Source organism: Corynebacterium sp. AOP40-4SA-5, from assembly GCF_052377355.1.
Taxonomy (GTDB): domain Bacteria; phylum Actinomycetota; class Actinomycetes; order Mycobacteriales; family Mycobacteriaceae; genus Corynebacterium.
Genome location: NZ_JBQSWS010000001.1, coordinates 202,843 through 215,481, shown reverse-complemented (window position 1 = coordinate 215,481; position 12,639 = coordinate 202,843). Strand labels below are relative to the sequence as shown.

At 69.4% G+C, this 12,639-nt stretch carries 12 protein-coding genes; 5 read left to right on the top strand and 7 right to left on the bottom strand.

The window, feature by feature from the left end:
* Positions 1–79: 79 nt before the first annotated feature.
* The 3 genes from rsrA to ACT3S3_RS01015 form a co-directional block, all read right to left on the bottom strand.
* Positions 80–409, bottom strand: a complete 330-nt coding sequence (gene rsrA, locus ACT3S3_RS01025; RefSeq protein WP_441579234.1) for a mycothiol system anti-sigma-R factor — start codon at positions 407–409, stop codon at positions 80–82.
* 15 nt (positions 410–424) lie between these two features.
* Positions 425–1,039, bottom strand: coding sequence for a sigma-70 family RNA polymerase sigma factor (locus ACT3S3_RS01020; RefSeq protein ID WP_301443427.1), 615 nt, complete (start codon positions 1,037–1,039; stop codon positions 425–427).
* 64 nt (positions 1,040–1,103) lie between these two features.
* Positions 1,104–1,754: an SOS response-associated peptidase gene (locus ACT3S3_RS01015; protein ID WP_444614725.1), complete on the bottom strand. Its 651-nt coding sequence runs from the start codon at positions 1,752–1,754 to the stop codon at positions 1,104–1,106.
* Between the two features lie 50 nt (positions 1,755–1,804).
* Here ACT3S3_RS01015 and aroA point away from each other — a divergent pair, with 50 nt between their 5' ends.
* Both aroA and rsgA read left to right on the top strand, forming a co-directional pair.
* Entirely contained in the window at positions 1,805–3,097 is a 1,293-nt protein-coding gene (aroA, locus tag ACT3S3_RS01010) for a 3-phosphoshikimate 1-carboxyvinyltransferase (RefSeq protein WP_441582538.1), read from the top strand.
* 8 nt (positions 3,098–3,105) lie between these two features.
* Positions 3,106–4,140, top strand: coding sequence for a ribosome small subunit-dependent GTPase A (gene rsgA, locus ACT3S3_RS01005; protein WP_301443430.1), 1,035 nt, complete (start codon positions 3,106–3,108; stop codon positions 4,138–4,140).
* A 12-nt stretch (positions 4,141–4,152) separates the two neighbouring features.
* Here the strand turns inward: rsgA and ACT3S3_RS01000 are convergent, their stop codons facing one another.
* Positions 4,153–5,301, bottom strand: coding sequence for an FAD-dependent monooxygenase (locus ACT3S3_RS01000; protein ID WP_441579238.1), 1,149 nt, complete (start codon positions 5,299–5,301; stop codon positions 4,153–4,155).
* A gap of 165 nt (positions 5,302–5,466) precedes the next feature.
* Between ACT3S3_RS01000 and ACT3S3_RS00995 the strand changes: the two genes are divergently transcribed.
* Together ACT3S3_RS00995 and katG are read left to right on the top strand one after the other, a co-directional pair.
* Positions 5,467–5,970, top strand: coding sequence for a Fur family transcriptional regulator (locus tag ACT3S3_RS00995; protein WP_301443432.1), 504 nt, complete (start codon positions 5,467–5,469; stop codon positions 5,968–5,970).
* The gene (katG, locus tag ACT3S3_RS00990) at positions 5,963–8,242 is read left to right on the top strand and encodes a catalase/peroxidase HPI (RefSeq protein ID WP_444626012.1); all 2,280 of its coding nucleotides are present in this window, start codon (positions 5,963–5,965) and stop codon (positions 8,240–8,242) included. The genes ACT3S3_RS00995 and katG overlap by 8 nt, the downstream gene beginning before the upstream one ends.
* A gap of 105 nt (positions 8,243–8,347) precedes the next feature.
* Here katG and ACT3S3_RS00985 read toward each other — a convergent pair whose 3' ends face one another.
* Positions 8,348–8,854: a DUF6912 family protein gene (locus tag ACT3S3_RS00985; RefSeq protein WP_301443950.1), complete on the bottom strand. Its 507-nt coding sequence runs from the start codon at positions 8,852–8,854 to the stop codon at positions 8,348–8,350.
* A gap of 1 nt (position 8,855) precedes the next feature.
* Positions 8,856–9,266 (bottom strand): HAD family hydrolase, encoded by a 411-nt coding sequence (locus ACT3S3_RS00980; RefSeq protein ID WP_444614727.1) that lies wholly within the window; start codon positions 9,264–9,266, stop codon positions 8,856–8,858.
* A gap of 40 nt (positions 9,267–9,306) precedes the next feature.
* On the opposite strand from ACT3S3_RS00980, the gene ACT3S3_RS00975 reads away from it, so the two are divergent.
* A complete protein-coding gene (locus ACT3S3_RS00975) occupies positions 9,307–9,843 on the top strand; it encodes an Rv3235 family protein (RefSeq protein WP_441579240.1) in 537 nt (178 codons plus the stop codon).
* A 10-nt stretch (positions 9,844–9,853) separates the two neighbouring features.
* Here the strand turns inward: ACT3S3_RS00975 and secA are convergent, their stop codons facing one another.
* Positions 9,854–12,481, bottom strand: a complete 2,628-nt coding sequence (gene secA / locus ACT3S3_RS00970) for a preprotein translocase subunit SecA (RefSeq protein WP_444614728.1) — start codon at positions 12,479–12,481, stop codon at positions 9,854–9,856.
* Between the last annotated feature and the right edge of the window lie 158 nt (positions 12,482–12,639).

The window sequence follows — 12,639 nt, the reverse complement described above, 5'->3', positions numbered from 1 at the left end:
GGAGGTTCAAACATCCCACGCTCGATCTTTGCCCCTCGCAGCACCCCCCGGCGTCCCCCACCACCGCGGGCACCGCCCCTTAGTCGCGGTAGTGGATACGCACCGAGGTGGTCACCGACGACTGCAGCGAGGTCACGATCCTGCCCCGCAGTTCGCTCGGGGCCGGCTGCCCGCACCGCGAGCGCAGCAGCTCACGGACCTGCTGCTCGATGCCGAGGGCCTCGAGGCACGAGGGACAGTCGTCGACGTGCCGCTCCAGGCGCGCACGCGCATGCCGGTAGTGCTCGCCCTCGCAGTCACCGTTCTTCACGTCGATGTACTCGTAGAGCACCTCGATGAGCTCGTCGCATTCGCTTCTCCCGGAGGCACCGCACGGGTTGCCGCTCATGTTCCCAGGGTTGTCGGACATTCTTCGTCACACTCCTCAGTTCTTGCCCGCCGGATGCTTCGCCGCACCGATACCGTGCTCGTCGGCGACGTCCTTGAGTTTCGCGCGCAGCTGCCGTCGACCCCGGTGCAGCCGGCTCATGACCGTGCCGATCGGGGTGTCCATGATCTCGGCGATCTCCTTGTACGGCAGTTGTTCGACGTCCGCGTAGTACACGACCATGCGGTAGTCGTCCGACAGGGACATCAGGGCGTCCTGGATCCTCTTGTCGGGGATGCGGCGCAGGGCCTCGATCTCGGCGGACTGCAGGCCCGTCGAGTCGTGGGACGCCGAATCCGCCAGCTGCCAGTCGGTGACCTCCTCGTCGGAGGTCTCCTTGGGGCGCCGCTGCGCCTTGCGGTACTGGTTGATGTAGGTGTTGGTGAGGATGCGGTACATCCACGCCTTCAGGTTGGTGCCGGGCCGGTAGGAACCGAACGCCTGGAACGCCTTCATGTAGGCGTCCTGGACCAGGTCCTGGGCATCCGCGGGGTTACGGGTCATCCGCAACGCCGCACCGTAGAGCTGGTCCAGCAGTGGCAGCGCATCCTCCTCGAAGCGGGCGAGCAGTTGCTCGTCGCTGTCTCCGGTGCGCTTGACTGGGTTGTTCATGGGCTCCTTCCCGTTCACCCTGTCGGACACAACGCCGTCGGCGTCCGTCTTGTTCCCCTCCACTCTAGTGCTGCGCGATGAGTTCCGGCCCGTTCGCCGCCACGTTGCCGACGGCGCGGTCGGCCGCGCCTGTGCGCAGGACGCCCCGGACGTCGTCGGACGCCACGGTGGCGGCCAGTGCCCGCCGCTCGTCGTCGCCCCCGTCGCCCCCGTCGAGCCAGGCTGCGGTCTCGTCGGCGCCGAGCACGCGGGGCATCCGCTCGTGCAGCCAGGCGACCGGCTCGGCGGAGGCCGTGGTCACCATCGTGGCCTCCAGCGTCCCGTCCCCGCCCGGACGGCACAGCCCGGCGACGAGCAGCGGCGCGTCGCCACTCACGTAGTGGGGCTGCCGGTCCTTCCACTCGTACCAGCCGTCCATCACGAACAGGCACGGCTCGGAGCCGCGGAAGCTGGACTTGTCGAAGACGCTCTCCCCGCGGGCGTTGAACAGCACCAGCCCCTTCTTCCACGGTGCCCGGTAGCCCCAGGTCGCCGGCCCGAGTGTGGCGGCACCGGCGTAGCGGCGCACCACCCCCACGGTGTGGGTGGGTGCCACGTTCCAGCTCTGCGGCGGGAAACCGTCCGGGCCGACCAACCCGACCTGTTCGCCGAGCAGGCCGGACGTGGTCTCCAGCAGGGTCTCGGTGGTACTGAACATCACGTAACGTCCGCACATGACACCGAAACTACCTCCGCTCACCCACCTGCGCCCCGCGGCGTGGGATAATGGCGCCCATGACCGCCGAACTGTGGCCTGCTCCCGTGGCCTCCTCCCCCGTGTCCGCGACCGTGTCCGTCCCCGGGTCGAAGTCGATCACCAACCGCGCCCTCGTCCTCGCCGCGCTGGCGGACGCCCCCAGCGTGATAGGCGGGGCCCTGCGCAGCAGGGACACCGACCTGATGGCCGACGCCCTGCGCGCGATGGGTGCCTCGGTCACCGCCGACGGTGACACGTTCACCGTCGTCCCCGGCGGGCTGCACGGCGCCGAACTGGCGTGCGGCCTGGCGGGCACCGTCCTGCGTTTCCTGCCGCCGGTGGCGGCCCTGGCCGACGGCGAGGTGCTGTTCACCGCCGACGACGCCGCGCAGAAGCGTCCGATGGGCGCCACGCTGGAGTCCCTGGTGGCGCTGGGTGCGGACGTGACCGGGTCCGGCGACCCGGCACGTCCCCTGCCCTTCCGCGTCTCCGGACACGGCGGGCTGCGCGGCGGCGTGGTGGAGATCGACGCCTCGGCGTCCTCCCAGTTCGTCTCCGGGCTGCTGCTGTCCGGGGCGCGGTTCGACGAGGGGGTCACGGTGGTGCACACCGGCACGGCGATCCCAAGCCTGCCGCACGTGGAGATGACCGTGGAGATGCTGCGCGAGGCCGGGGTGCGGGTGGACACGGAGTTCAACCGCTGGACGGTGCACCCCGGGCCGGTGGCGGGACGGCACTGGGCGGTGGAGCCCGACCTGTCCAACGCCACACCGTTCCTGGCCGCCGCGGCCGTCACCGGCGGCACGGTGCGCATCCCGGACTGGCCGGCGACGACCTCCCAGCCCGGCGACCAGTTCCGGGTGATCCTGCAGGACATGGGCGTGGAGGTCGAGCACCACACGCACTCCGGTGTGCTGGAGGTCCGTGGCGACGCGGACACGCCGCTGCAGGGCATCAGCTGGGACCTGCACGACGTCGGCGAGCTCACCCCCACCGTCGCCGCACTGTGCGCGCTGGCGGAGGGCCGCAGCCACCTCTACGGCATCGCCCACCTGCGCGGGCACGAGACCGACCGGCTCGCCGCACTGCAACGCGAACTGTCCTCCCTGGGCTGCGGGGTCACCCAGACCGACGACGGCCTGGTCATCGACCCGCAGCCGTTGACCGGCGGGGTGTGGCACACCTACGCCGACCACCGCATGGCCACCGCCGGCGCGGTGCTCGGCCTGGTCACCGACGACGTGCTCGTGGAGGACATCGCCACCACCGCCAAGACACTGCCAGACTTCGACCTGCGCTGGACGCAGATGGTCGAGGGCTGAGCGCGACGATGGCACGTTCCAGCGGCAGGCGCCACTACGACGAGTCCGACATCCGCGTGCGCCCCGGCAAGGGCACCCGGCCGAGGACGAAGGACCGGCCCGACCACAAGGGTGCGCAGACCGGCATGGTCGTGACCCGTGACCGGGGACGCTGGGGGGTCGTCGTCGACGGGGCGTCGCCGGAGACCCCGCCGGCGATCTGCATGCGCGCCCGCGAGCTGGGACGCACCCCCGTGGTCGTCGGCGACCGGGTCGCCGTGGTCGGCGACACCTCCGGACGCGACGGGACGCTGGCCCGCATCGTCCGGCTGGAGGAGCGCTCCACGGTGCTGCGGCGCACCGCCGACGACACCGACCCCTATGAACGCATCGTGGTGGCCAACGCCGACCAGCTGCTCATCGTCACCGCGGTGGCGGACCCGCCGCCGCGCTCCGGGTTCGTGGAACGCGCGCTGATCGCCGCCTTCGTCGGCGGTCTGCGTCCGGTGCTGTGCCTGACCAAGACGGACCTGGCCGACCCCACGGCCTTCGCCGCCGAGTTCGAGGCGCTGGACGTGGAGGTCATCGTGGGCGGGGTCGACGACCCCCTGGACCCGGTGCTCGACGTGGTCACCGGGCACCTCACCGCCCTGATCGGTCATTCCGGGGTGGGTAAGTCCACCCTGGTCAACCGGATCGTGCCGGACGCCCGCCGCGAGACCGGTGTGGTCTCCGGCGTGGGCAAGGGACGCCACACCTCGACCCAGTCCGTGGCGCTGCGCATCCCCGGGGACACAGGGGACGCCGGGGACGCAGGCTGGATCGTGGACACCCCCGGCATCCGCAGCTTCGGCCTGGCCCACGTTGACCCCGACCAGGTCATCGGCGTGTTCGAGGACCTCGGCGCGGTCATCGAGGACTGCCCGCGCGGTTGCACACACGCCGGTCCGCCCGCCGACCCCGAGTGCGCGCTCGACACCCTGACCGGCGCGAGCGCCCGTCGTGTGGCCGCCGTACGCTCCCTGCTGACCGCGCTGCGCAGCAACAACGAGTGGGAGATGTGACTCGCCGACCTCCTACGGCCGGCCGAAGGACCTGCTGAACATCTGCCCGGACAGCACGAGCTCCTGGGCCGGGGCGAGCCGCTCGCTCTCGTAGGACGCCAGGGTGTCCGGCAGCGTGGCGGCGGTGGCGTCGGCCATGTGGCGGGCCAGCGCCGCGGCGTCGTCCAGGGACGTGGCGAACCCACGGCCGGTCATCGGCGTGGGCACGTGGGCGGCGTCGCCGAGGATCACCATCCGTCCGTTGCGCAGACGGTCCGGCACGTACTCGTTGATGGGGGTGCCGAGGAAGTCGGTGCGCGAGAGGCAGTCCTCGATCGCGGCACGCCACGGGTGCGGCCAGCGCAGACCGGCCTCGCGGACGAGGTCGGCGAGCACGTGCTGGTCGACGTCGTGCCCACGCAGGGTGTGGTGGGTGACGTTGCCGCGCACGGCGCCGGTCTCGCGGAGCACGTGGTTGCGCGAGTTGTCGTACCAGCCCCAGCCCAGGCGCCGCTCCCCCGGCTCGGTGGACCCCTCGGGGCTCGCCAGCGGGTAGCCCAGCAGCAGGTTGTCGCCGCTGTCGCGGATGTCGAGCCCGCCCGGCCACGGGCCCGTGTAGTCCAGGTCGCTCTCCTTGGCCACGCCGAGCCAGAGCACGTAGCCGGCGAACTCGGCGTCCGGACGGTCGGGCGCCACGGAGGCGCGCACCAGGCTCCGGTAGCCGTCGGCGCCGACGAGCAGGTCGCCGGTGTAGGTCTCGCCGTCGTCGGCGCGGGCCCACGCCCGTTCGCCCTCCTGGCCGACCTCCACCGCACGGGTGCGGTGGTGCATGTCCATGGTCGGCAGACCCTCGGCCACCTGGCAGAGTCCCTCGTAGAGGCCCTGCCAGGTGGCCGGGACCTCACCGTGGGCGCGTGCGTCGACCGGGCCCGCCATCCGCACGGCGGCACGCGCCTGCTCCGGCCCGAGGATCGACCTGAGGTCGTCCTCCCTGACCAGCAGGGACGCGCCGGAGGGGCGGATCCTGTCGGCCCGCTCCAGCATCGTCACGTGGTGGCCCTGGCGTGCCAGGGAGATCCCGGTCATCAGACCGGCCAGGGATCCGCCGACGACGACGATCTTCAGCGCCTCCCTGGCCTGCATCGCCCCTGTGTCCGCGTACTTACCGTGCTTGCGTAGCATCGCAGCCTCCTGCGCATTCGTGGTCTCGGCGACCTCCGCTGGCCGCAACCCCCTATTTTATCCCGGCCGGCGGTGACAGGCCCGTGGCCAGCACCGGCGGCTATGCCCCGCTATTTTTGTTTATTCAAAGTTGTGAAGTCTCAAAATTAGCGGTAGCGTGGCGGCATGCGCACAGACACGACAGCACCCTGGGCAGAGCAGGTGAGACAACTGGGCCTCCGGGCGACCCCGGGCCGGATCGCCTCCCTGCAGTACCTGCGGCAGCACCCGCACAGCACGGCGGCCCAGGTGCACGCCGGCATCCGCACGGAGCTCCCCTCGATCTCCATGCAGTCGGTCCACAACGTCGTCAACGATCTGAGCGCACGCGGTCTCCTGCGTCGCATCGACCTGCCCGGCTCGGGCGGCGCACGCTACGAGACCAACCTGGAGGACAACCACCACCACATGCAGTGCGTCGTGTGCGGACGGCTCGAGGACGTCGAGTGCGTCGTCGGCCACGCGCCCTGCCTGACCCCCGCCGAAGGCCACGGGATGCACACCGTGCTGTCGGCGGAGGTCACCTTCCGGGCCATCTGCATGGACTGCGCCCGCACGAACGACCCCGAGAACACCCACAACGAGAACACCCACTCCCCGATCCACACTCAGGAGAAGACCGATGACTGACCCGATTTCCGGTTGCCCCGTCGCCCACGGCGGACAGGACCCACAGGGCGGGCACGCCCCGCAGGAGGCCCAGGCCGAGCGTAACGAGGCCGACGGCGCCCGTCTGCCGCTCCCCACCGAGGGCAACGCCAACCAGAGCTGGTGGCCCAAGCGCCTCAACGTGCGCCTGCTGGCCCACAACCCGCAGGAGGTCCGGCCCACCGACGCCGGCTTCGACTACGCCGAGGCGTTCAAGCAGCTCGACCTCCCCGAGGTGAAGAAGGACATCGAGCACGTCCTGACCACCTCCGAGGACTGGTGGCCCGCCGACTTCGGGCACTACGGTCCGCTGATCATCCGCATGGCCTGGCACTCCGCCGGCACCTACCGCTCCCACGACGGACGCGGCGGTGGCGGCGCCGGTCAGCAGCGCTTCGCACCCCTGAACAGCTGGCCGGACAACGTGGGCCTGGACAAGGCCCGCCGCGTGCTGTGGCCCGTGAAGAAGAAGTACGGCCAGAACCTCTCCTGGGCCGACCTGATGATCCTCGCCGGCAACGTCGCCCTGGAGTCCATGGGCTTCGAGACCTTCGGCTACAGCGGTGGCCGCGAGGACGTGTGGGAGCCGGAGGACGTCTACTGGGGCTCCGAGACCGACTGGCTGGGCACCAACGCCCGCTACGGCGGCACCAACGAGACCACCCGTAAGCTGCAGAAGCCCTTCGGCGCCACCACCATGGGCCTGATCTACGTGAACCCGGAGGGTCCCGAGGGCCACCCGGACCCGGCCGCCGCGGCACACGACATCCGCGACACCTTCGGCCGCATGGGCATGGACGACGAGGAGACCGTGGCGCTCATCGCCGGCGGCCACACCTTCGGCAAGACCCACGGTGCCGCCCCCGACAACGAGGAGAACGTCGGCGCCGACCCCGAGGAGGCTCCGCTGGAGCGTCAGGGCCTGGGCTGGGAGAACCACAACGGCTCCGGCAAGGGCGACGACCAGATCACCTCCGGCCTGGAGGTCACCTGGACCTACCACCCGACCCGCTGGGACAACGAGTTCTTCCACATCCTGTTCGCCTACGAGTGGGAGCTCACCGAGGGCGAGGGCGGCCACTACCACTGGCGCCCCATCGACGGCGGCGGAGCCGACATGGTCCCCATGGCGCACTCCGACGGTCGCCGCGAGCCGCGCATGCTCACCACCGACATCGCGCTGCGCGTCGACCCGGCCTACGAGAAGGTCTCCCGCAAGTTCAAGGACGACCAGGCCGCGCTCAGCGACGCCTTCGCCCGCGCCTGGTTCAAGCTGACCCACCGCGACATGGGCCCGAAGTCCCGCTACATCGGCCCGGAGGTCCCCTCCGAGGACCTCATCTGGCAGGACCCGCTGCCCGAGGCCGAGGGTGAGGCCATCACCTCCTCCGACGCCGAGGCGATCAAGAAGAGCGTGCTGGACTCCGGACTCAGCGTCTCCCAGCTGGTGAAGACCACCTGGGCCGCCGCGTCCACCTTCCGTGGCACGGACTTCCGTGGCGGCGTCAACGGTGCCCGCATCCGCCTGGAGCCGCAGCGCAGCTGGGAGGCCAACGAGCCCCGTCAGCTCGCCGGTGTCCTGGAGGCCCTGGAGAAGATCCAGAAGGACTTCAACGAGGCCAACGCCCCGCGCCACCTGTCCCTGGCCGACCTGATCGTGCTCGCCGGCAACGCCGCCGTCGAGAAGGCCGCCGCGGACGCCGGTGCGGAGATCACCGTGCCCTTCCACGCGGGCCGCGTCGACGCCTCGCAGGAGCAGACCGACGAGCACAACTTCAGCTTCCTGGAGCCCCTGGCCGACGGTTTCCGCAACTACCAGAGCGCCGACCTGGACATCCCCGCCGAGCACCTGCTCGTCGACAAGGCCGACCTGCTGGGCCTGACCGCCCCGCAGATGACCGCCCTCGTCGGTGGCCTGCGCGTCCTCGGTGCGACCTTCGGTGACACCGACCACGGTGTGCTCACCGACCGTCCCGGCGTGCTCAGCACCGACTTCTTCGTCAACCTGCTGGAGCTGGGCAACGACTGGGTCGCCACCGACGCCGACTCCACCGTCTTCGCCTGCACCGACGCCTCCACGGGCGAGCAGAAGTGGACCGGCACCCGCGCCGACCTGGTGTTCGCCTCGAACTCCGAGCTGCGCGCCCAGGCCGAGGTCTACGCCAGCGACGACGCGAAGGAGAAGTTCGTCAAGGACTTCGTCGCCGCCTGGACGAAGGTCACCGAGGCCGACCGCTTCGACCTGCACCGCTAGTCCGACCTGAGTTAGAGACAGACGAGACAAACGAAAGAAGGCCCGTCCGTTCCGGAAAATTCCGGAAGGGCGGGCCTTCCCCGTGCGCCAGGGGCGAGACAGGCGCTACATCAGGTCGACGAGGACCCCGAGCTCGCGGGCGTCGTACCAGCTCATCAGGTTGTCCTCGCAGTCGCCGAGGGTGATCTCTGCGTCCTCGTCACCCAGGTCGGCGGCGTCGACGATCTCGATGGCCGCGGCCGTCGCCGGCTCATTGCCCTCGTCGTCGACGTGGATGGCGGCGAGCTGCTCCACCGACACCAGTGACGGGTCCAACCGGACCACGGACTCACCCTTGTCCGGCTCCGGGGACGCCGCGGCGTCCTCCAGGTCGACCGAGACAACGACGCGACGGTGCGGGAAACGCTCCTCGTCGCCGATGCCGAGCAGACGCAGGGAGGCGCGGGCGGCCTCCAGGAACGCCGCGTAGGACATCTCCTCGTCGTCGCCGGCGGTGTAGTACTCGCGCAGGGCCGGGGTCAGGGCGAAGGCGACGCCGGAGCGCACGGGCATCTGCCCGTCGCGGGCGAGGCCGCCGAGCATGTCGAAGGTCGCGGGGATGAAGACGCGCATCCTAGTAGGTCCCTTCCAGTCCGAGCAGCCCGGAGATCTCCACGATCGCCCGGTCGAACTGCTGGTAGTACACACCGATCAGACCGGACTCCACCGCGCCCTTGACGTTGAGGATCGAGTCGTCGACGAGGATGCAGTCGCTGACGTCGACCTCGAGACGGTCGGCGGTGATCATGAAGATCTCCGGGTCGGGCTTGTCCACGCCGACCTCACCGGACAGCACGACGGTGTCGACGTAACCGGCCTCCTGCCACGTGCGGATCGGGTCCGCACAGGGGCCACCGGGGTCGTTGGAGAGGATCGCCGTTCCGAAACCCGCGTCCTTGGCCGCGGTGAGGACCTTCCGCCACCGGCGGCGGTCCTCCTCCGCTCCGTCGAGGACGCCACAGTAGTCCACAATCAATGCTCGCATACCTCACATTGTGCCACGCCGGGCGCTATCATCGTCGAGCATGGGGGCTCTACCGGGGAACACCGACGCGACGACACCGCCGACACACGGCAGGAGGGCCTACGTCCCCGTGCCCGGGTTGGTGTATCTGCGCCGTCCGGGCCGTCACGCGGTGCCGGTCACGCAGGACGCACCGGCGTCTGAGGCGGCACCGGTGCAGGACGCCGCGTCGCGGCGTCCCGGTTCCGCCGTCAACGCACGGGTCGCCATGCTCGTGGGCGTCTGGCTCGAGGTCGTCGACGGTCGCCGACCGGTCTCCGCGCTACGTAAGGGACCGTTCTCCCCGCGGGTCACCGAGGACCTGCGGGGGAGGATGCGCCAGGCACTCCCCGCTGCGGCACGGGTGTCTGGGGCGTCCGGTGCACCGTCCTCCCCCGCCGTGCCCTCACGTGTGCTGAGCGTGCACCTTCCCCCGACGCACCCCGAGCGCCTCACCTTCACCGCCAGCGTCCTGCACCACGAACGGGTGCGCGCCGTCGTCGGCCACCTGGCCCGCTACGAGGGCAGGTGGCGCGTCGAGACCGTCACGATGGTCTGACCCTGAGGAACTAGCCGCCGATGATGGTCTTCGGCACCGACTTCTGCTGCTCCTGCTCCTGGGAGGTGCGGGTGTCGGCCGGGTCGTCCACGTTCAACGGTCCCTCGGCCTGCTCCGGCTCCTTGGACTTGAGCTGCTTGCGCACCAGGAAGAGCTGACGGATCGTCTCCTCCTTGATGCCGTCGTTCATCCGGCCGAACATGTCGCCGCCCTCGCGCTGGTACTCGACCAGCGGGTCGCGCTGGGCCATGGCGCGCAGCCCGATGCCCTCCTTGAGGTAGTCCATCTCGTAGAGGTGCTCGCGCCACTTCTGGTCCACCACGTTGAGCACCACGCCGCGTTCCATGCCGCGCATCTGCTCGTCGCCGCCGACGGAGGTGACGGACGCCTCCAGCTCGTCGTACAGCTTGTGGGCGTCCTCCTGCAGTGCGCGCAGCAGCTGCGAGGCGGTGAGCTCGCCGGCCGAACCGTACTCCGTGCCGTCGATCAGCTCGGTGGAGGTCACCGACGGACCGTAGAGGGAGTCCAGCGCGGTCCACAGCTCGTCGAGGTCCCAGTCCTCCACGTAGCCCTCGGCGGTCGCGCCGTCGACGTAGGCGGCGAGGGTGTCGTCCATCATGGTGCGCACGTTGGAGGCGATGTCCTCGCCCTCCAGGATCTGGCGGCGCTCACGGTAGATGACCTTGCGCTGCTCGTTGAGGACCTCGTCGTACTTCAGGACGTTCTTGCGCATCTCGAAGTTGGAGTTCTCCACCTGCGACTGCGCGCCCTTGATGGCGTTGGTGACCATCTTCGAGTCGATCGGCATGTCGTCCGGCACGTTCAGCCGGGTCATGAGGTTCTCCATGGTCTGGCCCACGAAGCGGGTCATCAGGTCGTCGCGCATCGACAGGTAGAACCGGGTCTCGCCCGGGTCACCCTGGCGGGCCGAACGGCCACGCAGCTGGTTGTCGATACGACGCGACTCGTGGCGCTCGGTGGCCAGCACGTAAAGACCGCCGACCTCGGAGACCTTCTCGGCCTCCTCCTTCGACTTGGCACGGGCCTTGACGATCTCCTCGTCCCAGGCCTCCTGGTAGGCCTCCGGGTCCTCGACCGGGTCCAGACCGCGCTCACGCAGGGTGAGGTCGCAGATGATGTCCGGGTTACCGCCGAGCACGATGTCGGTACCACGACCGGCCATGTTCGTCGCCACGGTCACGGCCTTGAGCCGACCCGCCTGGGCGACGAACTCCGCCTCCTTCTCGTGCTGCTTGGCGTTGAGCACGTTGTGGCGGATGTGCCGGGCCTGCAGCAGCTTCGACAGGTACTCCGAACGCTCCACCGAGGTGGTGCCGACCAGCACCGGCTGGCCCTTCTCGACACGCTCGGCGATGTCGTCGGCCACGGCCTCGAACTTCGCCTCCTGCGTCTTGTACACCAGGTCGATGTTGTCGTGACGCTGGTTGGGCTTGTTCGTGGGGATCGCCGCCACGTCCAGCTTGTAGATCGACTTCAGCTCCGCGGCCTCGGTCTCGGCCGTACCGGTCATGCCGGCCAGCTTGTCGTACAGGCGGAAGTAGTTCTGCAGGGTCACCGTGGCCAGGGTCTGGTTCTCGTTCTTGATCTCCACACCCTCCTTCGCCTCGATGGCCTGGTGCATGCCCTCGTTGTACCGGCGGCCGTCGAGGATGCGGCCGGTGAACTCGTCGACGATGACGACCTCACCCTTACGCACGATGTAGTCCTTGTCGCGGGTGAACAGCTCCTTGGCCTTGATGGCGTTGTTCAGGTAGCTGACCAGCTGCGAGTGTTCCGGGGAGTAGAGGTTGTCGATGCCGAGCTGGTCCTCGACGAACTCCACACCCTCCTCCTTGACGCCCACGGTCTTCTTCTTCGGGTCGACCTCGTAGTGGATGTCCAGCGTCATCTTCGGCACGATCCGGGCGAAGGCGGTGAACCACTGCGAGGAACCCGACACCGGACCGGAGATGATCAGCGGGGTACGTGCCTCGTCGATGAGGATCGAGTCGACCTCGTCCACGATGGCGTAGTTGTGGCCACGCTGCACCAGGTCGTCCAGCGAGTGCGCCATGTTGTCGCGCAGGTAGTCGAAGCCGAACTCGTTGTTCGTGCCGTAGGTGACGTCCGCGGCGTAGGCCTTGCGACGGTCCGTCGGACGCTTGCCCGACAGGATCACGTCGGTGTCCAGGCCGAGGAACCGGTGGACACGGCCCATCCACTCCGAGTCACGACGGGCGAGGTAGTCGTTCACGGTGACCACGTGCACGCCCTTGCCGGACAGCCCGTTGAGGTAGGCGGGGAGGACACAGGTCAGGGTCTTGCCCTCACCGGTCTTCATCTCGGCGACGTAGCCCCAGTGCAGGGCCGCACCACCCATGACCTGGACCTTGAAGTGCTTCTGGCCCAGCACCCGCCAGGACGCCTCGCGCGCGGTGGCGAAGGCATCCAGCAGGATGTCGTCGAGGCTCTCACCCTTCTCGAGCCGGGCGCGGAACTCAGCGGTCTTACCCTGCAGTTCCTCGTCCGTGAGGGCGGCGTACTCGTCCTCCTTGGCGATGACCTGGTCGGCGACCGCGGACAGTCGCTTGACGGCGCGGCCTTCACCGAGGCGGAGAATCTTCGAAAGTCCTAGCACGTGCTGCTCGTCCCTTACCTTGTGTTGCACCTGTGGGGTCTTGCCTGAGGCACTCGCACGGCATTTTTGCCCGGGCGCGGTGACGCACCCTGCGAGATCAGTCTTTCAGTCTACCTCCGACACCCTGTCTTGCACAGTGCTCCCGTCCGGCGCCCCGG